General features: G+C 67.8%; 20 protein-coding genes and 1 pseudogene. 12 read left to right on the plus strand and 9 right to left on the minus strand.

Annotated features, from left to right (window positions below; translation table 11 throughout):
* Nucleotides 1–13: 13 nt before the first annotated feature.
* Complete coding sequence (locus A5781_RS19075) at nt 14–1,186, minus strand: sulfotransferase (protein ID WP_067209892.1); 1,173 nt, start codon at nt 1,184–1,186, stop codon at nt 14–16.
* Nucleotides 1,183–2,280, minus strand: a complete 1,098-nt coding sequence (locus A5781_RS19080) for a DUF1214 domain-containing protein (RefSeq protein WP_067209895.1) — start codon at nt 2,278–2,280, stop codon at nt 1,183–1,185. Before A5781_RS19080 ends, A5781_RS19075 begins: the two co-directional genes overlap by 4 nt.
* Nucleotides 2,281–2,340: 60 nt before the next feature.
* On the opposite strand from A5781_RS19080, the gene A5781_RS19085 reads away from it, so the two are divergent.
* Nucleotides 2,341–2,925, plus strand: coding sequence for a TetR family transcriptional regulator (locus A5781_RS19085; RefSeq protein WP_067209899.1), 585 nt, complete (start codon nt 2,341–2,343; stop codon nt 2,923–2,925).
* Here A5781_RS19085 and A5781_RS19090 read toward each other — a convergent pair whose 3' ends face one another.
* The gene (locus A5781_RS19090) at nt 2,926–3,507 is read right to left on the minus strand and encodes a TetR/AcrR family transcriptional regulator (RefSeq protein WP_067209903.1); all 582 of its coding nucleotides are present in this window, start codon (nt 3,505–3,507) and stop codon (nt 2,926–2,928) included.
* A gap of 145 nt (nt 3,508–3,652) precedes the next feature.
* Here A5781_RS19090 and A5781_RS19095 point away from each other — a divergent pair, with 145 nt between their 5' ends.
* The 9 genes from A5781_RS19095 to A5781_RS19135 all read left to right on the plus strand — a co-directional run bounded on the left by A5781_RS19095 (nt 3,653) and on the right by A5781_RS19135 (nt 14,006).
* Complete coding sequence (locus A5781_RS19095; RefSeq protein WP_067209906.1) at nt 3,653–5,878, plus strand: acyl-CoA dehydrogenase; 2,226 nt, start codon at nt 3,653–3,655, stop codon at nt 5,876–5,878.
* Nucleotides 5,879–5,886: 8 nt separating this feature from the next.
* The gene (locus tag A5781_RS19100; RefSeq protein ID WP_067209911.1) at nt 5,887–7,095 is read left to right on the plus strand and encodes a thiolase family protein; all 1,209 of its coding nucleotides are present in this window, start codon (nt 5,887–5,889) and stop codon (nt 7,093–7,095) included.
* Nucleotides 7,096–7,101: 6 nt separating this feature from the next.
* Nucleotides 7,102–7,515: a Zn-ribbon domain-containing OB-fold protein gene (locus A5781_RS19105; RefSeq protein ID WP_067209915.1), complete on the plus strand. Its 414-nt coding sequence runs from the start codon at nt 7,102–7,104 to the stop codon at nt 7,513–7,515.
* A 213-nt stretch (nt 7,516–7,728) separates the two neighbouring features.
* Nucleotides 7,729–9,081, plus strand: a complete 1,353-nt coding sequence (locus tag A5781_RS19110; RefSeq protein ID WP_067209919.1) for an amidohydrolase family protein — start codon at nt 7,729–7,731, stop codon at nt 9,079–9,081.
* 2 nt (nt 9,082–9,083) lie between these two features.
* Entirely contained in the window at nt 9,084–11,417 is a 2,334-nt protein-coding gene (locus A5781_RS19115) for a CoA transferase (protein ID WP_067209923.1), read from the plus strand.
* A gap of 1 nt (nt 11,418) precedes the next feature.
* Entirely contained in the window at nt 11,419–11,748 is a 330-nt protein-coding gene (locus A5781_RS19120; RefSeq protein ID WP_067209927.1) for a hypothetical protein, read from the plus strand.
* A gap of 17 nt (nt 11,749–11,765) precedes the next feature.
* Entirely contained in the window at nt 11,766–12,926 is a 1,161-nt protein-coding gene (locus A5781_RS19125; RefSeq protein WP_067209930.1) for a thiolase family protein, read from the plus strand.
* Nucleotides 12,923–13,345 (plus strand): Zn-ribbon domain-containing OB-fold protein, encoded by a 423-nt coding sequence (locus A5781_RS19130; RefSeq protein WP_067209934.1) that lies wholly within the window; start codon nt 12,923–12,925, stop codon nt 13,343–13,345. Before A5781_RS19125 ends, A5781_RS19130 begins: the two co-directional genes overlap by 4 nt.
* Nucleotides 13,346–13,352: 7 nt before the next feature.
* A complete protein-coding gene (locus A5781_RS19135) occupies nt 13,353–14,006 on the plus strand; it encodes a PadR family transcriptional regulator (RefSeq protein WP_067209939.1) in 654 nt (217 codons plus the stop codon).
* On the opposite strand, the gene fadD1 is transcribed toward A5781_RS19135, so the two are convergent.
* The 3 genes from fadD1 to A5781_RS19150 all read right to left on the minus strand — a co-directional run bounded on the left by fadD1 (nt 13,945) and on the right by A5781_RS19150 (nt 17,307).
* Complete coding sequence (gene fadD1 / locus A5781_RS19140) at nt 13,945–15,588, minus strand: fatty-acid--CoA ligase FadD1 (RefSeq protein WP_067209943.1); 1,644 nt, start codon at nt 15,586–15,588, stop codon at nt 13,945–13,947. The genes A5781_RS19135 and fadD1 overlap by 62 nt on opposite strands.
* 85 nt (nt 15,589–15,673) lie before the next feature.
* Nucleotides 15,674–16,444, minus strand: coding sequence for an SDR family NAD(P)-dependent oxidoreductase (locus A5781_RS19145; RefSeq protein WP_067209948.1), 771 nt, complete (start codon nt 16,442–16,444; stop codon nt 15,674–15,676).
* 32 nt (nt 16,445–16,476) lie between these two features.
* The gene (locus tag A5781_RS19150) at nt 16,477–17,307 is read right to left on the minus strand and encodes an alpha/beta fold hydrolase (protein WP_067209952.1); all 831 of its coding nucleotides are present in this window, start codon (nt 17,305–17,307) and stop codon (nt 16,477–16,479) included.
* 66 nt (nt 17,308–17,373) lie between these two features.
* On the opposite strand from A5781_RS19150, the gene A5781_RS19155 reads away from it, so the two are divergent.
* Nucleotides 17,374–17,982 (plus strand): TetR/AcrR family transcriptional regulator, encoded by a 609-nt coding sequence (locus A5781_RS19155; protein WP_067209955.1) that lies wholly within the window; start codon nt 17,374–17,376, stop codon nt 17,980–17,982.
* On the opposite strand, the gene A5781_RS19160 is transcribed toward A5781_RS19155, so the two are convergent.
* Nucleotides 17,977–20,991 (minus strand): RND family transporter, encoded by a 3,015-nt coding sequence (locus A5781_RS19160; RefSeq protein ID WP_156624846.1) that lies wholly within the window; start codon nt 20,989–20,991, stop codon nt 17,977–17,979. The genes A5781_RS19155 and A5781_RS19160 overlap by 6 nt on opposite strands.
* 147 nt (nt 20,992–21,138) lie before the next feature.
* Here A5781_RS19160 and A5781_RS19165 point away from each other — a divergent pair, with 147 nt between their 5' ends.
* A complete protein-coding gene (locus A5781_RS19165) occupies nt 21,139–21,780 on the plus strand; it encodes a TetR/AcrR family transcriptional regulator (RefSeq protein ID WP_067209958.1) in 642 nt (213 codons plus the stop codon).
* On the opposite strand, the pseudogene A5781_RS19170 reads toward A5781_RS19165, so the two are convergent.
* Together A5781_RS19170 and A5781_RS19175 are read right to left on the minus strand one after the other, a co-directional pair.
* Nucleotides 21,777–21,995 (minus strand): annotated as a pseudogene (locus A5781_RS19170) (TetR family transcriptional regulator); the annotation flags it as partial. The gene A5781_RS19165 and the pseudogene A5781_RS19170 overlap by 4 nt on opposite strands.
* Nucleotides 21,996–22,025: 30 nt before the next feature.
* Entirely contained in the window at nt 22,026–22,970 is a 945-nt protein-coding gene (locus tag A5781_RS19175; RefSeq protein ID WP_067209961.1) for a PHB depolymerase family esterase, read from the minus strand.
* Between the last annotated feature and the right edge of the window lie 3 nt (nt 22,971–22,973).

The raw sequence follows: 22,973 nt of genomic DNA on the forward strand, positions 1-22,973 counted from the left end.
GACGCTGTCCGGATCACCGTAGCTTTTCGGTCGGCACCGCGTAGCGGTCCTGGTAGGCCCGCACCCGCTCGCGCACCTCGCCGGCCTCGAGGCCGGTGTCCGACCAGGTGTAGCGGCCGCGCCCGCCGTCACCGGGGTGGGCGGCGAGGAAGTCACGCATCTTTTGCTCGGCATCGGGGCGCAGCTCGCGATCGAGCCGCTGATAGATGTCCTTGATCGTGGTCCACGGGTCGTTGATGAAGTCGGCGTACTGCACGTCGATCACGCGGTCCGCCGGCACCGCCCCGCTGTCGCGCAGGGCCATCTCGCGCTCCAGCCCGACGACGATCTCCTCGTAGGACTGCGCGGCGCACTCGGCGATGCTGGACTCGTCGCTGCACATCCGGCGCAGGTGGTGGGTCAGAGCGGCGATCGACGAGACGACGTTGAGCGGGTCGCGATGCGTCTGCACGATCAACGCGTCGGGGTACTCGGCCAGCAGCGTGTCGAGCTGCCACAAATGCGCCGGGGACTTCAGCAACCACTGCCCGGGAACGCCGGATTGCAAGTGCTGCAGAAAGATTCGGTGAAAGCGGTAGGCGCCCGCGTGGTCCGCCTCGTAGAGCAGCCAGCGGTAGTAACTCGGTAGGCTGTACTGCACCGAAAAGATCATGCTGACGAACTCTGCGGCCGTGATGCGCACGCACTCCTGGCCGACGAGGGCGCCCATCGGATGAAACGCCAGAAAGCCCGGCATGATCTGCTCGGACATGTCGATAGCGGCCTGCGCCTGCGCGATGCGCGGATCGTCGTGATAGGTCTCCGGCTGCGGAACCGGGCAGGGTTCGTCGACCTCCCAGGTCAATGGGGCGCGCAGCGCAGGGTCCTGGGCGAGCAGGTCGTAAAGGATCGTGGTTCCCGTACGGGGCTGACCGACGATGAATATCGGCGCCGCAACCGGTTTCGTCGCGATCTCCGGATGCTGCTTGCGCCAGGCGATCACGCCAAGGCGATTCTTGAGGGCCCGCATGATGTCGAGGTGGGCGATCTCCACGCCGATGTCCGACAGCCGCGCCTCGTTGATCAGCCCGTCGGTGAGGCGGTGCAGGCCCGGCCGCCACCCCTCGGCGCCGAAGTCATCGCTTCCGGTTTCCTCGCAGGCGGTGGCTATCAGCCGTTCGGGGGCGAATCGGTCCTTCAGTGTCATACCGGCTCCTCACATCGGCGCACCGTCACTGCTACGTCGGGAGGGCTGGGGTTGTCCAGCCAGCGCAGGACGACGAAGCCGCGATGCCGGCCACCGGTGTCGAGCCAGTGGCCGACTCCGAAGTCCTTCGCGGAGATCGCGATTCGCACCCGGCCGTCCGCATCGGGTGAGACGCCGCGGTTGGTCACCGAGCTGTGCCGGGCGCGCGGTTCCAGGCACTCGTGCCAGATGCTTTCCAGCGTGACGTTCCAATAGCGGGTGTCGGGGGGAGCGATGTCGAGGACCAGGGCCTCGTTCGGTTCGAGCCGGTAGGTCCCGATCATGTACAGGTTGTCCGGGGTGGTGTCGGCGGCGCCGAGGTTGGCGGCCTCGGCGGTCAGCAACGTGTTGGGCATGTCGAGCAGTTCGGGCTTGATGGTGCGGTGCAACGTCGCGAGCTTCATCAGTGACCACGCCATCGCGGTGAACTGATCGGCGAGCTCGCCGTCCGTCAGCGGCGCCGGCGGGACGGGGTCCAACGCCTCGATCCGCAGCGTGGCGAGCTCTTCGCGCGCCCGATCACCGATGTACTCCCGGACCACCACCGACGAGGCGTCTTCGGGAATCTTCACCCATTGCGCACCGGCGAGGTCAGGCGGTTCGTCCGCCGACAGCACGAGCGCGAATTCGCCTGATTCCAAGGCTAAGTCGACGTCGCTGACGTACCCTGCCATGCGGCGCGGCGCGAGTCCCGTCCCGGCCAGGATCTGCAGCCCGAGGTAGGCGCTGGTGCCCCGCGATCCGCGGATCCGGTACCTCCGGTCCCCACGAATCATCGCCAGGTAGTAGTTGCCGTCGGGATTGGGACCGCCGACCATGCGGTTGTCCGAACACATATCGAAGAAGGAGGGCCGCTCGGCGTCCGCCTCGACGGACATCTGCGCACACAGGGACGAGACGCGGGCGATCAGCCGCAGGCCTTCGAGCAGTTCCCGCTCGGATTCGGCGTCCTCGCTCACGACCTTGGTGATGTCCGCAAGCATCTGCTGGACGAACTGCCACGCGGCGGGCGCCTTCGGGGCCGTCTGATCGGACGAATCGGGATCGTGAGACATCGTCTCATGCTAAGACTATGTCTTACGACCTAGGCGTCGATTCGCGGAAAAGGTGGGGGAATGGCTGCCACGACATCGTTGGCCGAACGCAAGCGAACGGCCATGCGTCAGCGCATCGCCGCCGCCGCCGCTCAGCTGGTCGCCGATCGCGGCCTGGCGGGCACAACCGTGGAACGCATCGCCGACGAGGCCGACATCGGACGGGCGACCTTCTTCCGCTACTTCAACTCCAAGGAGGACGCCGTCGCCGAGGGCATGACGGTCCATTGGCTCAACCGGATCACCGCCGCCCTGGCCGCCCAGCCCGAAGGCCTGACCGCCACCGACGCCGTCATCGGCGCCTTCTCCGAGCTTGCCGGCGGATTCGCCGACATCGAGGACCAGATTCGCGAATTAGCTGTCCTGACAAGGTCTTCCGAGACATTGGACGCGTGGACACTGCACATCTATGTGCGTTACGAGCTGGCGATCGCCGAGCTGATCGCGCCGCGGCTGTCGCGATTGGCGGCCCAGGATCCCCGGCCCCGCCTGATCGGCGCCCTGGCGATGGCGACCGTGCGGATCGCCCTCGACGACTGGCTCAGCCACGGGGGCTCCCTACCGGACCGCGTGAGTCAGGGCCTGGCAGCGATCACGATCAGGTGATCAGCCTATGAGCGCCTCGACGATGAGCCGCGTCGTGCGCTCGGCTCGTCGCCGCGAGTAAGGGTGGGCGCCGGAGAGGATCGGATACACCACACCGCCGACGATCGCATCCGCAGCCGATTCGGCCGTGGCGGCGCCGATGCCATCGGCGAGCAGCCGGGCCCGCACGCTCTCGTGCAGCGGCGCGCTGAATCCGGCGCGCAGTCTGACGGCGGTGTCCTCGTGTTCCATGCAGGCGACGGTCAGGGTCCGCAACATCGCGGCGCCGCGGGCGGTCGTCAGGCTGGTCACCAGCTTGCCCACCCAGCGAACCAGGTCGGCGGTCAAGTCGCCGGTATGGGATACCGACGCCAGCAGCTGATCGGCGTCCTTGAGCATGACGTCGGCGACCAGCGCCGGGCGGCTGGGCCACCACCGGTAGATGGTCTGCTTGCCCACGCCGGCCCGGGCGGCGACGGCTTCGATGGTCAGACCGTCGAAGCCGCGCTCGAGAAGCAGCTCACGCGTGGCGGTGACGATCGCCGTCCGCGACTTCTCGCTTCGCCGCCTCGGCGTGCTCACCTGGGTGAGATCGCTTGGCATATGGTGATCCTCACTGCCGCGGAGGCCCGCTTTACATAGCCTGACTACCCCCGGTAGTCTGCCACAAGACGAGACGGTCCGTCTTGTAAGTCCCGGAAGGATATCAGTCCGTGCGGCCAACCGTAGTCACCTCTCGGCCGTCATCGTGACCCTGGGACTGAGCCCGGAGCAGCAGGAGCTCAGCGACGCCGTCGGGCAGTTCGCCGGCCGGCACGCCCCCATCGCCGCCACCCGTGACAGCTTCGACGACCTCGCGGCGGGGCGCCACCCCGGATGGTGGGATGCCCTCGTCGGCAACGGCTTTCACGCCGTACACCTGCCTGAAAGCCTGGGCGGCCAGGGCGGCCGGCTGATCGACGCGGCCTGCGTTCTAGAGGCGGCGGGCAAGGCGCTGTTGCCCGGCCCGCTGCTGCCGACGGTCGCCACGGGGGCCGTCGCCTTGCTCGCCGATCCGACACCGGCCGCCGAAGCGCTGCTGCGCGACCTCGCCGCCGGCGTCACCGCGGCCATCGTGCTTCCCGACGACGGTGACTTCAGGGCGCGTGCCGACGGCGGGGGATGGCGGATCACCGGGGCGTCGGAGGTCACCGCGGGCGTGTGCGCGGCGCGAACGGTCCTCGTCGCCGCCCGCGCGGAAGACGACGGCGTGGTCTGGGTGGCTGTCGACAGCGAAAACCCCACGGCGACAGCGGAGCCCGTCAACGGCACCGACCTGGTCGCGGACGCCGGCATCTTGCGGCTCGACGACTACCGCGCGGCCGGCGCGCAGGTACTCACCGGGATCGATCCCGAGCGTGCGCGATGCGTCACGCTGGGCCTGCTGGCCAGCGCGATGGCCGGCATCGTGCAGTGGTGCGTCGAAGCGGTGACCGCGCACCTGCGCATCCGCGAACAGTTCGGCAAGGTGATCGGTACCTTCCAGGCGTTGCAGCACAACGCCGCGATGCTGCTGGTCAGCAGCGAGCTGGCTACCGCGGCGGCCTGGGACGCGGTGCGCGCCGCCGACGAACCGATCGACCAGCACCGCATGGCCGCCGCCGGTGCGGCGGTGATCGCGATCTCACCGGTGCCCGACCTCGTCCTCGACGCGTTGACCATGTTCGGGGCCATCGGGTTCACCTGGGAGCACGATCTGCACCTGTACTGGCGGCGGGCGATCAGCCTCGCGGCCTCGATCGGCCCGGCGAATCGCTGGGCCCGCCGCCTGGGCCAGCTGACCTGCACCCAGCAACGCGACATGTCGGTCGACCTCGGCGACGCGGAATCGCAATTCCGTTCCTGGGTCGCCGAGACGCTGGATGCGGCAATGCAATTGAGCAACGACCAGCCGGCACCGCACGGCGACTACCCGGACCAGGCCTCCGGGCCCCAGCGCACGTTGATGGCCGATGCCGGCCTGATGGCGCCGCACTGGCCGGCGCCCTGGGGCGTCGATGCGGGTCCCCTCAAACAGCTCATCATCGACGAAGAGTTCGCCAAGCGACCGGGGTTGGTCCGGCCGTCACTGAACATCGCCGAGTGGATCCTGCCCTCGGTGCTGGCCGCCGCACCAAAAGAACTGCAAGAGAAGCTGATTCCCCCTACGCAACGCGGCGAGATTCATTGGTGCCAGCTGTTCAGTGAGCCGGGTGCCGGCTCCGACCTTGCGTCGCTGGCCACCCGGGCGACCAAGGTCGATGGCGGTTGGCGGATCAACGGCCACAAGATCTGGACGTCGTTGGCGCAGTACGCCGACCTTGGCGCCCTGCTGGCGCGCACCGACCCCGAAGCCGGCAAGCATCGCGGCATCGGTTACTTCATCATCGATATGCGGTCGCCCGGGATCGAAATCCAGCCGATCAAAACGGCCACCGGGCAGGCGCACTTCAACGAGGTGTTCCTCAACGACGTCTTCGTCCCCGATGAGATGTTGCTGGGCGCCCCCACCGACGGATGGAACCTCGCGATCGCCACCATGGCCGAAGAGCGTTCCGCCATCAGCGGTTACGTGAAGTTCGACAGGGCGGCGGCGCTGCGCCGGCTGGCGGCCGAGCCGGGACCCGACCGCGACGACGCGCTGCGCGCGCTCGGGGAACTCGACGCGTACACCAACGCCATCAAGGCACTGGGTGTACGGGAGACCATCCGGCTGCTCGACGGCCAGGCGTCGGGCCCGGCATCGAGCATCGCGAAGGTGGCGATGAACGTGCTGCTGCGCAGGACATTCGAGGCCACGCTGCGGTTGACCGGACGCGCGGCGATGGTCGCCGACGCCGACCCCGATATCGTGGAGGGCTACCTGCACCTGCCCGCCGAGCTGATCGGCGGCGGAACCCGGGAGATCCAGCTGAACATCATCGCGCAGATGATCCTCGGACTCCCCCGAAAGTAGGATGGCCCATGGGATTAAGCGGAGAAGCGGCGATTGTCGGCTATGTCGAGTTGCCGCCCGAGCGGCTCAACAAGGCCTCGCTCGCGCCGTTCGCGATCGAACAATGGGCGGAACTCTCCGCGGCGGCGCTCGAGGACGCCGGACTGTCCGGCGATGTCGTCGACGGGATCGTTGCGTCGCACCTGGCGGAATCGGAGATCTTCGTGCCCTCCACGATCGCCGAATACCTGGGCGTCGGGGCGCGATTCGCCGAGCACGTCGACCTCGGCGGAGCCAGCGCGGCGGCCATGGTCTGGCGTGCGGCCGCGGCGATCGAACTGGGCATCTGCGACGCGGTCCTGTGTGCGCTGCCGGCCCGGTACATCACCCCCTCGTCGAAGAAGAAGCCCAGGCCGCTGGTGGACGCGATGTTCTTCGGCTCGTCGAGCAACCAATACGGCTCTCCTCAGGCCGAATTCGAGATCCCCTACGGCAATCTCGGCCAGAACGGGCCCTACGGGCAGGTGGCCCAGCGCTATTCGGCCGTCTACGGTTACGACGAGCGGGCGATGGCCAAGATCGTCGTCGATCAGCGGTTCAACGCCAACCACACCGAGGGCGCGATCTGGAAGGACAAGCCGCTCACGGTCGACGACGTCCTGGCCAGCCCGGTGATCGCCGACCCGCTGCACATGCTGGAGATCGTCATGCCCTGCGTCGGGGGCGCCGCGGTGGTCGTCGCCAACGCGGATCTCGCCAGACGCGCGCGCCATCGGCCGGTGTGGATCAAGGGATTCGGCGAACATGTGCCGTTCAAGACGCCGACCTACGCCAAGGACCTGCTGCACACCCCGATCGCGGAGGCCGCTGACACCGCGTTCGCCATGACCCATCTGAGCCGCGAGCAGATGGACATGGTGTCGATCTACGACTGCTACACGATCACCGTGTTGCTGTCGCTGGAGGACGCGGGCTTCTGCCAGAAGGGTAAGGGTATGGAATTCGTTGCCAGCCATGATCTCACGTTCCGCGGTGACTTCCCGCTCAACACCGCGGGCGGGCAGCTGGGCTTCGGTCAGGCCGGGCTGGCCGGCGGCATGCACCACGTCTGTGACGCCACGCGCCAGATCATGGGCCGCGCGGGCGCGGCGCAGGTGGCCGACTGTCACCGCGCCTTCGTGTCCGGGAACGGCGGAATCCTGTCGGAACAAACCACGCTGATTCTCGAGGGGGATTGATCGCAGATGGCCACCTTCGAGCGCCCGATGCCGGTCAAAACCCCTACCAGTTCCCCGTTTTGGGACGCGCTGGCGGAGCACCGGATCGTCATTCAGTACTCGCCCTCGCTGGGAAGCTACGTGTTCTACCCACGGGTGCGGGCGCCGCGCACGCTCGCGGACGATCTGGAATGGCGGGAGATCTCCGGCGTGGGAACGTTGTATTCCTTCACCGTGGCGCGCCGGCCGGTGAGCCCGCACTTCGCCGACGCCGTGCCCCAGCTGCTGGCCATCGTCGAATGGGACGAGGGGCCAAGGTTTTCCACCGAGCTGGTCAACGTCGACCCCGCCGACCTGCGGGTGGGGATGCGGGTGAAGCCGGTGTTCTTCGACTACCCCGAACACGACGTCACGATGCTGCGGTACGCGCCCGCCGACTGATCCTCGCGCGCGAAAGTGCGGCCAGCCGCACACCCCGCGGCAGCGACTATTAGTCGCTACTTTGCCAACGGCAGGGCGCAAAGCGACAGCGTCCCCGACGACGACCCGATATTGCGATACAACCCTTTATCCGCGGCCGCGAACTGGCGAGCGCGGTTGACACTGTGATCGGCGCCATTATCTACTAGTCACTACGGCGGCGAGGAGTTCGGCATGAACAAGGACGATCTGATCCTGATCAGCGTGGACGATCACATCGCCGAGCCCGCGGACATGTTCGACGCGCACGTCCCCGCGAAATACAAGGACCGTGCCCCCCGGGTGGTTATCGAACCCGACGGAATCCAGCAGTGGTATTACGGCGAGGTCCGCGGGCGAAACATGGGCCTCAACGCCGTGGCGGGAAAGCCGCGGGAGATGTACAACATCGACGCCTCCCGCTACGACGAGATGCGGCCCGGGTGCTTCAACGTCGACGAGCGGATCCGCGACATGAACGCCGGCGGTCAGCTGGCCGGCCTGAACTTCCCCAACTTCACCGGGTTCTCCGGGCAGGTCCTCAACCAGGGTCCCGACCGCGAGGTCAACCTGGTGATGATCAAGGCCTACAACGACTGGCACGTCGACGAGTGGTGCGCGGCCTACCCGGGCCGCTTCATTCCCTGCGGCATCCTGCCGCTGTTTGACGTGGCCGAGGCGGCCAAGGAAGTCGACCGGCTCGCTAAGAAGGGCTGCCACGCGGTGACGTTCTCGGAGAATCCAGAGGCGTTGCAAATGCCCAGTATTCACACCAAATACTGGTATCCGCTGTTCGAGGCGGTCTGTGAGAACAAGACGGTGCTGTGCACGCACGTCGGCTCCGCATCGCGCTCTCCGCAGGTGTCGACGGATGCCCCGCCCAGTGTGCAGATGACGGCGTCGTCCATGATGAGCATGTTCACCTTCACCGAGCTGATCTGGGCCGAGTTCTGGGCCGACTTCCCGCAGCTGAAGTTCTCCCTCACCGAGGGTGACGTCGGCTGGATACCGTACTTCCTGTGGCGGGCCGAGCACGTCTACAACCGCCACTCGGGGTGGACGCTGGCCAAGTTCCCGCCCGGTTACAGCGGACCGGCCGACGTGTTCAAGCGGCACTTCTACACGTGCTTCATCAGCGACAAGGTCGGCGTGCGCAACATGGACTGGTTCAACGAGGACATGCTGTGCTGGGAGTCGGACTTTCCCCACTCCGACAGCAACTGGCCGTTCGCGCCGGAGGACGTCATCGCGACCATGGGGCATCTCGACGACTCGGTGATCGACAAGATCACCCACGGAAACGCCATGACCGCCTACTCATTCGATCCGTTCCGGCACGTCCCCAAGGAACACGCCCGCGCCGGGTATCTGCGCGCCCAGGCGACCGACGTCGACGTCGTGACGCATGTGGGGCGGCAGGCGAGCCAGCGTGACCGCGACGCGTGGACCCGGATGACCCAGTTCGCGCTGCAGGCGCAGGTGACGGCGGAAGCTTCTGATATTTCCCGGCGATCCGCCGGGTTCCGGGCCACCACACTGGGCAACTGAACGTGTCACCCCGAGCGCCGTTCGCGGGCTGGCGCGTGCTGGAGTTGTCCAACGGAATCGCGGTGTCCTACTGCGGCAAGATGTTCGCCGACGCCGGCGCCGAGGTGGTGAAAATCGAATCGCCGGAGGGCGATTCCCTACGCGCGCGGTCGGCCGGCGGGCCACCCGGCGCGCTGTTCGGCTATCTGGCCGCGGGCAAGAAGTCGGTGACCAAAAGCCGGCAGGCGGAGATCTCCGCGCTGCTGGCCGGCGCCGACATCGTGCTCACCGACCTGACCGACGGGTGGGCCCTCGACGAGATCGGTTCGGTTACCGGCCCTTCGACCGTGGTGGTCGCCGTGACGCCGTTCGGCACGACGGGCCCCTACGTCGACGATCGATTGGTCGCCAACGAGTTCATCCTGCAGGCCCTGTGTGGCTCGACCGCCGGCCGCGGCTGGCCGGAGGACGAGCCGGTGCAGGCCGGCGGTCAACTCGGTGAGTGGTTGGCGGGCACCTTCGCGGCCGCGGTCGCCGCGGCGACCGCGCGGCATGCCGCGCGTAGTGGCCGCGGGGAGGTGATCGACGTGTCGACGTACGAGGCGATGGTGGTCGCGATGGGTGGCCTGTCCGCCATGTCGGCCAGCGTGCTGGGCGCGGATTCCCTGCTGGGACGGCGCAGTTTGGAACTGCCGTCGATCGTTCCCACGGCCGACGGCATGGTCGGGTTCTGCACCATCACCGCGCAGCAGTTCCAGGACTTCCTGGTGCTGATCGATCGCGCCGATCTCCTCGACGACGCCGAGCTGGCGTCGTTCGACGGCCGTGTCGCCCGCCGTGACGAGTTCGTCGGCATGGTCACGCAGTGGACCCAGTCCCGCACCACGCAGGAGATCGTCGACCTCGCGGTCGCTTTCCGAATCCCGGTCGCCCCCATCGCCACACCCGAGATGTTGCCCACCATCGACCATTTCGTGGAGCGCGGCGTGTTCGCCGAGTCCGATGCGGGCGTGTTGCGGCCCAGGGTGCCATATCGCAGCGACGCGATGGCGACCAGGCCGCCCGGGCGGGCGCCGCTGCTCGGTGCGGACGACGGCGGCGTTCACTGGCCGCCACGGCCTGCCCCGCCCCCGGGGGCCGACAACGACGCGCTCCCGCTGGCCGACACGCGGATCACCGATTTCACCGCCTTCTGGGCGGGGCCGGTCGCCACCCAACTGCTGGGCGCCCTGGGTGCAGACGTGATCAAAGTCGAGGGTGTCCGCCGGCCCGACGGGATGCGGTTCTCCGCCGGGCGCCCACCCAGCTGGGACCAATGGTGGGAGTGGGGTCCGGTCTTCCTGTGCAGCAACAGCAACAAGCGCGGCGTCAGCGTCGAGCTCAGCACCGACGCGGGACGGGCCGTCGCGCTGGAGCTCATCGCCGCAAGTGATCTCGTCATCGAGAACTTCTCGCCCCGGGTGATGACGAACTTCGGTTTGGGCTGGGATGCCGTGCGCGCGGCCAACCCTCGCGCCGTGATGGTGCGGATGCCCGCATTCGGTCTCGACGGGCCGTGGCGCGACCGGGTGGGTTTCGCCCAGACGATGGAGCAGGCCACCGGCATGGCGTGGATGACCGGACACGCCGACGGCCCTCCGGTGATTCCCCGCGGTGTGTGCGACCCGATCGCGGGCCTGCACGCGGCCTTCGCCGCCGTGGCGGCACTGGTGGTGCGCGACCGCGACGGAACCGGGATGCACGTCGAATCGACGATGGTCGAGGCGGCGCTGAACGTGGCCGCCGAAATGCTGGTGGAGTACTCCTGTAACGGAATTGAGATGCGCCGCAACGGGAATCGAGGCCCCGGCGCCAGGCCCCAGGGGGTTTACCGCTGCCGGGGGGAGGACGACTGGGTGGCGCTGGCCGCGGTGGACGACGCCGCCCGCGCGTCCCTGGCCAGGCTGCTGGTCCAACCGGATCTTCGCGCCGGTGACTGGCTGGAGCACCCGGACGAAATCGACAAGCTGATCTCCGACTGGACGGCGGGCCGGTCGGTGGCCGAAGCGGTCGAGGCGCTGCGCGGCGCCGGGGTGGCCGCGGCGCGCGTCACGCCGGCCCCGGACCTCCTGCGCGACCCGCACCTGCACGCGCGCGGTTTTTGGGAAACCGTCGACCACCCGGTCGCCGGTTCTTTCCTGTGCACCGGAATGCCGTTCGCATTCCTCGGTCGGCCGCGGCGCTGGATCCGCCGGGTGCCGCCCCTGTACGGCCAGCACACCGGCGAGGTCCTGACGGACCTGCTGGGGCGCAGCGCAGAAGAGTTGTCCGCGTTGCGGCAGTCGGGGGCCATCAGCGCGCGGCCGGCGGGCCTCTGACATGGCGGTCACCCTCTGCGTGCCGCCCCGCCCCGGCGAACTGTGTGCACCGGTGCGATTTTTGGTGCGCGAGGACTCGGTGGTGATGGAACTGACCGCCCGGCACCGCATCACCGGCGTCGAATGGGACGAGCACGAGCGCGCGGTGGCGATGGTCGTCGAGATCACCGACCCGCAGACGGCGCGTCCGGTGGACGTGCGGATCGATGTGGTCGATGCCGGCGCGGCGCCCGCCGACGCCCGAACCACGACGATCGGGACCATCACCCGCGACGGGCGACCGTACGACGTCGTCGGCACCTACCTCGGCGTCGTGGCGGACGAAAACTAACGCGAAGGATCACGGAAGTGGCAGGCACAACACGCACCGCGGCGATTGTCGGCGTGCACAACACCCGGCAGGGCCGCCGCCTGGACGGCGAGACCTCACGCAGCCTGGCACTGGCGGCCATCCGTGGCGCACTCGACGACGCGGGCCTGCGCCTCGAAGACGTCGACGGGATCAGCGCGGGGCCACTGTCCACCTCGCTCATCTACGACCTCCGCCTCGGCCCGGCCTGGCAGGGCCTCGCCTTCGGCGTCGGCATGATCACCGAGGCTGTCACCGCCATCGAACACGGCATGGCGGACGTGGTGGTGCTGGTGGCCGCCCAGGCCGGCGAGTACCGCGACCACGAGGCGACGGCGCCGTGGACCCGGCCCGAGAACGAATTCGTCGCGCCGTGGGGCATGTTCACCACCGCCGAGTTCGCGCTCATCGCGCGCCGCCACATGCACACCTACGGCACGACGCGCGAACAACTCTCGATCGTGGCCGCGACCATCCGCAACAACGGATCGCGCAATCCCGAAGCCGTCTACTACCGACGCGGACCCTTCGCGCCCGACGACATCACCGCATCCCGGCCCATCGCCGACCCGTTTCACCTCCTCGACTGCGCCACCACCTCCGAAGGCGGATGTGCACTGGTCGTGGCCAACGTCGAAAAGACCGATCCCGCAAGCCAACCCATCTATGTGCTGGGCAGCGGCGCCGACTTCCACGGCCCGTCCTACCAGCACCCGCCGGCGTGGGACCTCACCGGGCGACGCGACCGACATGTAAACGGTGTGGTCGGCAGGCGTGCGGCCGAGCGCGCGTTCGACCACGCCGGGCTGCGGCCCGCCGATGTCGACGTGCTGGAACTCTACGATCCGTTCTCCTTCGAAATCATCCGCCAGCTCGAGGCTTTCGGGTTCTGCGGCGAAGGCGAGGGCGGACCGTTCGTCGCCGACGGCCACATCGCCATCGACGGCAGCCACCCCATCACGACCGATGGAGGAACCATGTCGTTCAGCCACGCGGGCTCCAATCCGCAGATGATGCAGCGGGCCGTCCGCGCCGTCCAGCAGCTACGCGGCCAGGCGGGCGAGCTTCAGGTTCCCGACGCGCACATCGCGTTGTGCAGCAACGGGGGAGCGGGGGCCTTGTTCACCACACTGCTGATTCTGGGAGACGAACCGCTGTGACTTCCGAAGCTTTGCGCCCGCAAACCGGCCCCGTGCCCCACGCGAGTAGCCACCTCAGCGTTCCGTTCTGGGAGGGCTGCCGGTCCGGCGAATTGCGGTATCAGCGCTGCGAGGCCTGCGGCCTGGCGAACTTCCCGCCGACCGAGCATTGCCGCCAATGCCTTTCGGCGCAGGTGCGTTGGGAGCGCAGCGCCGGACAGGGCGACATCTACAGCTGGACGGTGGTTCACCGTCCGGTGACTGCGGAATTCGAACCGCCCTACGCGCCTGCGATCGTCACGCTTGACGAGGGCTACCAGATGTTGACCAACGTCGTCGGGGTAGCCCCGGAGGATTTGCGGATCGGCATGCGCGTGCGGGTGCAGTTCCACGCCGTCGGGCCCGACGTCACGCTGCCGTACTTCACCGGCCAGAAGTAGGCCAGTCGTGAGCCCCCGGCGCACCAGCAACGGCCTCCCGGTAACCGCCTACCTCGTGCTGGGTGTGCTGGCCGCCAATGACGAGCAGCTCACCGCCGGTGAGATCAAAATGCGCGCCGAGTTGTCGGTGGGCCACTTCTACTGGTCTCCGTCGGTCAGTCACGTACGGCGCGAGCTGAACCGCTTGTTGGCTCGCGGCATGGTGAGCGAAATCGGCGCCCAATCCGGCAAGCGGGCGATCACGCTCTACGAGACCACCGATGCCGGGCTCGACGCACTACGCCGGTGGGTGCAGCACTTCCCGGGCGAGGACCAGGTCGTCATCAAGCACCCCGTCATCCTCAGAACCTGGCTCGCCCGTGGCGAGGACCCCGAACACATCGTCGACACGTTGGACCGGCACCTCGAGGCGACCCGGGCGCGGCTGGACGAGGCGTTGTGGTCGCGGCAGCGGTCGCGTGAACTCGGCATCAGCGACGACCCGGACCAGCGCTTCTCGTTGGCGGTGCTGGACTACGCGATCCGCGGCTTGTATGCGGAGATCTCCAACATCGCGCAGTTGCGTGACGAGATCGCCGCCGGCACAACGCGGGATCCGGTCAGGCGGGTGCGACGGTCGAAGGGCCAGATCCGCCGGCGGGTGTCGGGGAGTCAGAGGTAGGCGTCGCGACGGCATAGGCGGTCCCGCGTGGTTGGCGTTCCCACAGCACTTCCCCCGCCGCGATATTCGTTCCTTCGGCGATCAGCTGACGCTTGAGCACTTTGTGGGTGGCGGTGCTGGGCAGGTCGGTGGCGATGCGGACGTAGCGCGGGCGGGCCTTGGGGGACAGGTCCGGCTGCGCGTCGAGGAACGCTTCAAAGGAATCGGCGTCGAGGGTGTGCCCTTCGTTGAGTACGACCGCGGCCATCACCTGGTCGCCGACGCGCTCGTCGGGAACGGCGTACACCGCGACTCGGTTGATTGAACTGTGCCGCAACAGGATCCGCTCGATCGGCGCGGCGGCGAGGTTCTCCCCGTCCACCCGCATCCAGTCGGCCGTGCGGCCGGCCAGGTATATCCAGCCGTCGGAGTCGCGGTAGGCGAGGTCGCCGGACCAGTACATGCCGTGGCGCATGCGTTCGGCGTTGGCGTCCGGGTCGTTGTAGTAGCCGGTGAAGAAACCCGAGCCGGCCGTGTTGACCAACTCGCCCACGGCGTCGTCGGCGTTGACTAGGGCGCCGTCGGCGTCGAAGCGGGCGACCGCACACTCGGTGACGGTGTCGCTGTTGTAGATCGCCACCCCGTCGATCCCCTTGCCGATCGAGCCCTTCGGCGTGCCGGGTTCGCGGATCACGATGACCGCGTTCTCGGTGGAGCCGAAGCCGTCCTCGACCTGCACGCCGAAGCGCCGCGCGAACTCCTCGATGTCCTTGTCGTTGGCCTCATTGCCGAACGCGACCCGCAGCGGGTTGTCGGCGTCGTCGTCGCGTTCTGGCGTGGCCAGAATGTAGGCGAGCGGCTTGCCCACGTAGTTCATATACGTTGCGCCGTAGTGGCGGACGTCGTCGAGGAAGCTGCTCGCCGAGAATTTCGCCGGCACGATCGCGGCGCCGGAGACCACCGCGGGCGCCCACCCCGCGACGACCGCGTTGGAGTGGAACAGCGGCATCGACACGTAGCAGGTGTCCTGCTCGCAGAGCGCGAAGCGCTGGACCAGGTTGACGCCGGCGAACGTCGCCATCAGGTGTGACACCTGCACCGCCTTGGGGTTTCCGCTCGTTCCCGACGTGAAGATCATCATGAACGGGTCCATCGCGGTCACTTGCCGGTGCGGCGCGAGTTCGCCGGCGTCCTTGACAAATTCGGTCCACTGCGGCGTCGAGGTGTCGAGGATCTGCGTTCCCTCGAGGTCCAGGCCGTCGAGCAGCGGGCGGTGTTCGGCGTCGGTGATGAGGAACTGGCAATGGGCGCGCCGCACGTCGGCCGCGAGCGCCTCGCCGCGCCGGGTGGTGTTCAGGCCGCAGAGGACGTAGCCGCCGAGGCCGGCCGCCGCCATCTGGCTCAGCATCTCCGGTTTGTTTCCCAGCAGGGCGCCCACGTGCATCGGCCGGTCTCGGTCGGCGGCGGATATCAGGGCCGCCGCGCGCGCCGCCGAACCCGCCAGGTACTGACTCCAACTCCACTGCAGGGCGCGGTGTTTGACCGCGACCCCCGGATCGGACAAGCGCCTCCGCAGCAGCGCCTGAATCGTTTCGTCAGTCATCGGTCTCAAATCACCTTCGCTATGCCCGGCCTTCTGCGAGACGAGACGGTCCGTCTTATGGTAGCGGCGGCCGGGCGCCGTCTCGTTATCCGCCCACCATCATCAGGCCGCCATCGACCGCCAGCAGCTGCCCGGTGATGAATCCCGAACCGGGCCCGGCCAGAAAGACCAGCATCGGGCCGAGATCCCGCGCGGGATCCCCCAGCGTCCCGCCCAAGGGAATCATCATCTGCATCTGCTGGTCGATGAACGCACTCGCGTCGGGGCCGAGGAACTCGCGCAGCCGGTCGGCGCCGGCCGTCTGCACCGCCGGCGCCAGCGCGTTGACGGTGACCTTGTCCGCCGCCCACGCTTTGGCGGCCGACCGCGTCCATGCCTGGACCGCACCCTTGGTGGCTGCGTAGACGGCCGAGATCGGGCTGCCCATCACGGCTTCCGACGAGCCGAAGTTGATAATCCTGCCGCCCTTGGGGTCCTGGTCTTTCATGACGGCGTAGGCGGCCTGATTGGTGAGGATGGTCGCCTTGACGTTGGTGTCCAACAGGAACGAGATCTCGTCGACGCCGATGTAACCGGGAATCCCGGCCTGCCACAGCCCGGCGGCGTTCACCAACACGTCGAGTCCGCCCAGGCCCTCGGCGGCTTGTCGCACCATCGCCGAGACGGCGTCGGCGTCGCGCACGTCGCACTGCAGCCAGCTGGCCGTGACGCCGTCCGGCGGCGGGGTCTGGTGATAGGTGGCGGCGATCTCGGCGCCGGCCTCGCTGAGAGCTCCCACGGCGGCCGCACCGATGCCGGTCGCTCCGCCGGTGACCAGGATCCGCCGGCCCCGCAGCGGTGGCGTCGTATCTGACATGCGCAAGACGCTACCGCCGGCGGGGCGGGCGGTTACGTGCGCACCGCGATCGTCGACAACAGGTCGGCGAGCCGGTCCGGCTGGTCGATCATCGAGAAGGTCCTGGCGCCGCCGATGACCTCGAGGCGGGCGTTCGGGATGGTGGCGGCCAGGCGGGCCCCGTCCTCCTGCTCGAAGAACACGTCGTCGGCCGACCAGGCGATGAGGGTGGGCTTGTCGAACTCGGGCAGGCGGGCGGCCACCCCCGTCGTCACCTCCGCGCGCATCGACAGCGTGAACTGGCGCAAGTCTTCGGCGATGCGGGGGTCCGATAGCCCCGGTCGCACCCACGCCTCGGTGAGGTCGTCGATGTTGCGGTGCGCCAACCCGTCGAACGCGCGCTTGCGCGCCGCCGGCACTCGCATGGCCTGGGAAACCGCCCGGAACGTCGTCTTCGACTTGGCCGCCAGGATCACCGGCTTGAGGATCGGCGGCGGAAAGTGTTCGAACGCATCGCAACTCGTGAGCACCAGGGCGCCGAGCCGCTCGGGGTGGTGCACGGCCACGAGTTGGGTGACGACCCCGCCCGTGTCGTTGCCCACCAGCACCACGTCCTCGAGGTCGAGCGCGGTCAGCACCTCGGCGACCATCCCCGCGACTCCGGTGATGGTCCGGTCGGCGCCGCGGCGCAACGGCTCCGGATGCGCGCCCAGCGGCCACGTCGGGGCGATGCACCGCAGCCCGCGGTCGGCCAGGCGTTCGCTGACCTGGCGCCACAGCTGGCCGCCCATCATGTACCCGTGCACGAAAACGACCGGCCGGCCGCTTTCGGGTCCGATTGCTTCGTAATGGATGGCTCCGGCACTAATGTCGATCGTCGACATAGAGAACTCCTACCTCGGGATACATTTACAAACAGGCTGTCTGTTCGTAAGTTACCAACAGGTTGTATGGAAAGCAAGAGACGGACTCAGGAAGAGCGCTCCGCGGCGACCCGCGACGCGCTGATCGCCGCCGCCCGCAAGCTGTGGGGGCTACGGGGTTACGCGGAGGTCGGAACCCCGGAGATCGCGGCCGTCGCGGGAGTTACGCGCGGCGCGATGTACCACCAATTCGCCGACAAGGCGGCGCTTTTCCGCGAGGTCGTCGAGGCGGTTGAGCGGGACGTGATGGCGCGGATGGGCACCCTGGTGGCCGAGTCGGGTGCGACGACACCGGCGGACGCGATCCGTGCGGCGGTCGACGCGTGGCTGGAGGTTTCCGGGGATCCGGAGGTGCGTCAGCTGATGTTGCTGGATGCCCCGAGTGTGCTGGGCTGGGCCGGTTTTCGCGACGTCGCGCAGCGGTACAGCCTGGGCATGACCGAACAGTTGATCACCGAGGCGATCCGGGCCGGCCAATTGGCCAAGCAACCGGTGCGGCCGTTGGCGCACGTGCTGATCGGTGCGCTCGACGAGGCGGCCATGCTCATCGCGACCGCCGAGGATCCGAAACGCACGCGCCGCGAGACGCGGCAGGTGCTGCACCGGCTGATCGACGGCATGCTTGCGGGGTCATGAAGCGCTGAACCGATGGGGCCACCAGCTCCGCTCGCGTAAGAGCGTCGCGATAGCGGGAACGGTGAGCGTGCGAACGACGAACGTGTCCAGCAGCAGCCCGCAGCCGATCACGAATCCGGCCTGGACCATCATGTCGAGTGATCCGATCATGAGGCCAAACATGCTGGCGGCGAAGATCAGGCCCGCCGAGGTGATCACGGAGCCGGTACTGGTGACGGTGCGAAGCACGCCGACACGCATGTTGCCGGCGGACTCCTCGCGTAGGCGGGAGATCACCAGCATGTTGTAGTCGGCGCCGACCGCGATCAACAGGATGAAGGCCAGGAGCGGGACGGGCCAGACGATGGCGTGGCCGAAACCGTACTGGAACAACAGCACTCCCAGGCCCAAAGCGGCGAAATAGTTCAGTACGACGGTGCCCAGCAGGTAGAGCGGGGCGACCACGGAACGCAGCAGCAGGATCAGGACGACGCCGACGACCAGCAGGGTGGCGGTGGCCAGCCGGGTGAAGTCCGCGGACAGCATGTGTTGGAGGTCGGAATTGACGGCGGTGAAGCCGGCCATGGAGATGGAGGTGCCTTCCAGCGAGGTGTTGGGCCGGGCGGCGTTCGCCACGTCGGTGATCTTGCGGTCCAGGGCCATCGCGTCAGCGGAGTAGGGGTCGTATGAGGATGTGACGGCGAATCGGGCGGTGCGCCCGTCGGAAGAAATGAAATGCCTTGCCAGGTCGCTGAATTGGCGATTCTCAAATGTCGTCGGAGGCAGGTAGAACCCGGAGGCGGCGTCCGATCCGGAGGTGGCGCGAGCGGCGTTCTGCAGCTGGGCGGCGATCTGGCTCATGCCCCCGAGTAGCCGAATGTTGCTGTCGGCGAGGGTATGTACCCCGCCGGCCAGTGCCTGGGCGCCCGACGCGAGCCGGCTGACGCCGCCTTGCAGGCGGTGGATGTTGCCGATCAGGTCTGCGGGGTCGCCGGTCGCGCCGACCGTCCGCTGCATTGTGGTGGCGGCGTTTTGGACATCGGTGAGTGTGCCGGCAAGGGTGGCGGTTTGGCTGAACTGATCGCTGAGCCCGGCAACCTGGTCGAAGAATCCACCGTTGCGCAGTGTGACGAGTACTCGGGTTTCGTCGCGCAGTTGCGCGCACTGCGGCGTGGTGGCGCACCAGGGTGAGGCATTGAGGCCTTCGACGAGTGGTTCGATCGCCGCAATGGCGGCGGCGGCTTGTTGGGCCAGGGGCCGCAAACCCGCGCCGGTGTGCACGGCTTGATCCACGGCCGGTGCCGTGGCGTTGAGTTGTTGCAGCAGGGGCCGCGCGCCCTGCAGCTGTTGACCTCTGCTTCCGGTTTGGTTCAAGAGATCGGTCAGCGGTGTGAGCGCACGCCGCAGCGTGGTGTCGAGTTGGCCCAAGCCGGCCGCGAGTTGGTCGGCACCGTTGGTGAGCTTGGCGAGGTCGTCCCTATGGGCTTCGCCATCGGCAACGGCACCGGCCATCTTGTCGCCGATTTGCCCGTTCTGCCAAGACAATTGCGCTTGATCGAGCCGGTTCCCGGTCGGACGGGTGACACCCGAGACGCGAGCGACTCCGGGTAGCTGGGCCACCCGCGAGGCCAGCGCGTCGAGGTCGGCGAGGCCTTTGGCGGTCCGCATGTCGGTGCGGGATTGCACAAGCAGAAATTCGTTGATGACGGTGTCTTTGGGGAAGTGCCGATCCAACAGCTGGTAGCCCTGATTGCTGGCGGTGCTCGCGGGTTGTCCCTTGCGGTCGTCGTAGCTGATCGTCATGGTGGCCACGACGCCGGCCAGGGCCAGCAAGACCACCAGGCTCGCGGCCAGCACCGGCGTTGGTCGTCGTACCACCATGACGGCGATCCGGTTCCAGTACTGGCGCGATAAGTCGGCGCGCGGCTCGGCGATGCCGCGTTTTGCCGCCAGCGCCAATAGCGGCGGGAGCAGCGTGACGGTGGCCAGGAATCCGATCAGCACGGCAATGGCACATGCGGGACCAACACCTTGAAAGACACTCAGGCGAGCGAACACCATGGAAGCCAGCGCCAGGGCAACCGTCGCCGCTGAAGCCAAGATGACGCGCCCGATGCTGCCGCAGGCATGAATGATGGCCCGTTCGGGGGCGTTTCCATGCCGTCGTTGTTCGTGATAGCGGCTGATCAGAAAAACGCTGTAGTCGGTGCCGGCGCCCAACAGAACCGCGGTCATGAACGCGATGGTGAATTGCGATACCGGAACGCCGAATTCGCCGAGAGCCGACAGAACGCCTCGGCCGACGGCCACGCTCGCGCCGATCACCAATAGCGGCAACAGGGCGGTGGCCACCGACCGGTATATGAGCAGCAGGATGAGCCCAATGAGGGCGGCGGTCGCGATCGAGATGACGAGCAGCTCATGCTCGCCGGAGCCGATCTGATCACGGAATGTCGCGGCCGGGCCGGTGACGTAGGCGATGGTCGATGACCCGTTGACGACGGAGGAGACGTGCGCGCGCACGGCGTCGACAGACTCGGCTGCCTTGGGGTCGCCCAGTGTGCCGGCGATCCCGATGGGCAGGAACCACGCCTTTCCGTCTTCGCTTACCGCGCGGCTTCTGGTGGTCGGCTCGGCGAGTAGATCTTGCACCAGCAGAACGTGAGTTCTGTCGGCGCGCAGCGCGACCACGAGGGCGTCGTAGCGTTGCCGCGCGTGTGGGGTCAGCCCGGCGGGGTCTTCCATCGCGATGACGATCGAGGTCTTCGCGCCCCGCTCGTCGAACGCCGCCGCCATGCGATCAAGCGCTTGAAACGACGGCACGTCACCGGGCAAGAGCTGGACCGACTGCTGGCGCACGACCGTCTCCAGCTGTGGGAAGGCGACTGCGAGGATCGCCGCCACGCCGATCCATGTGCCGATCACCCATGCGCTGCGCCGGACGGCAAGTCCGCCCAACGCGGCAAGGCGCGCACTGTATTCACCGGTGCGCTCAAGCTGGGGTTCGGCCCGTCGCGTCGCGCCAACCAAACCCGTTCCCGAAAAGATCTTTCGTTGCACCGCTCCCCCTATGATTGGTTGGTGAAGCAGTTCACCAAACCATATTGGTGAGATCCTTCACCAAAGTGGGATGCGGGCGCAAGTCCGCGAGTCAGACGACAATGGAGTGAAGCCTGAATGGCAGTGCACCGTGGCCTAACCCCTGATCAGCGGCGTGAACAGCGCCGCGGGCAGCTCATCGACGCTGCTTTCGACACGATCGCCGAGCATGGGGTGAACAATCTCCGGGTGCGGGCCGTCAGCGCAAGCGCGGGGCTCAACGACCGCTACTTCTACGAGAGCTTCCGCGATTGCCACGAGTTGCTGATCGCGACTTTCGAAGACCAATTCAGCCGCGCGTTGATGGGGATCATGGCAACGGTCGCGGAGTCACCGCACGAACTCGAGGCCCGCGCCCGCGCCGTCATCGAGTTCGCGTTCGGCTTCATCGACGAGGATCCGCGGCGCCCGCGGCTGCTGATCGAGCTGCAAACGGCCGAAGCGCTCGCCGGGCGTCGGGACGAGGTGATCGACGTTCTCACCCAAGTCATGGTCGGACAGGTACGGGCACTGCTCGGTGCGGCCGCCGGCACCGATGACAACGTGATGCTGACCGCGCTGACGGTGGTCGGCGGCCTTCTTGAGCTGGTCACCCAGTGGTACCGACGCCAAATCAAGGTGAGTCGACCTCAGCTCATCGAGTTCATGACGGCGCTGGTGGTGACAACGACGGACATCGCCGGCGCCCTCGAACGCCGACTCACCGCGGAGGATCGTTAGTCACCGCGAACGGCGGCGACGCCCGCGATGACGCCCTGGATGAGCCGGTCGAGATGGTCGGCGCTGTCGACGGCCGGTTGCCCCGCGACGAACGTCAGCATGATCCCGTTGATGAAAGCCAGCGTGGCGATCGCCTGGTCCTCGATCAACGCGGGCGCGGGCGCGCTCTCCGCGGGATGCCATTGGGTGACGACGTCGCGGGCCAGGGTGTAGAGCATCTCTAAATTTTTAGAGATTGGGCACGCCTAGCGGTGGTTCTGGGCGAAGAACTGCCAGATGGTGTCGGTGGCATCCAGCGCCGTCGAGGGCGGCGGGATACCCGCGAGCTTCTCGGCGAGGGGGCTGGGTTCACCGCCCGGCCATTGATGGCCTGCGCCGGCCACCGAGATCAACTCGACCGTGCGTCCGTCCGCGCAGCCGGCGATTTGCGTGGTCACGTCGCCGGTGGTGCTCGAGTTCGGCGCTCCGCACGCGTCAATCGCGCGCCAGGTGGCATTGACGGACTGCGCCGACGGCCCGTCGACGCGGGCAGTTCCGTTGAGCGCGAAGGCTTTTCCGGGACCGCCGTCGTAGGGCACCCGGTCGTCGGCCGTGCCGTGGATTTGCAGCACCGACGCGCGCCGTGCTTGGGAGCAGTCGGTCAGCAGCGTGCCCGCCACCGGGGCGATCGCGGCGAACACGTCCGACTGGCAGCCGAGCCGGAGCGCCATCATGGCCCCGTTCGACATGCCGGTGACATAGACGCGCGCCCGGTCGATGGGCAACGCTTGCTCGATGGCGCCGACCATGGTCGTGATGAAGCCGACGTCGTCGGCGCCGACGCGCTGCGGTTCGCCGCAGCACGTCCCGGCGTTCCACGCGCGGTTGATGCCGTCGGGGTAGGCGACCAGGAAATGCCCGGCGTCGGCCTCGGTGTCCCAGTGGTAGGCGCGCTCCGCCTGCTGGCCCGTGCCGAAGCCCCCGTGCAGCATCACCACCAGAGGGGCCGCATCGGTGAGTCCCTGCGGCCGGTACAGGTGATAGGTGCGGCTCACGCCGCCCGACTCGACGCTCTGGGTGGACTGCCCGACCGGGATCGATTGCGAGCCGGGCGTTCCCAGCGCATGGCCGCCGCCCAGGCAGCCGCCGAGCACGGCGGCCAGGACGGCGATGAGGCAGACGCTGACGACCCGGGCGCGGCGCGATCGCATGAC

The organism is Mycobacterium sp. 852002-30065_SCH5024008 (genome assembly GCF_001665645.1).
Classification (GTDB): Bacteria; Actinomycetota; Actinomycetes; order Mycobacteriales; family Mycobacteriaceae; genus Mycobacterium; species Mycobacterium paraffinicum.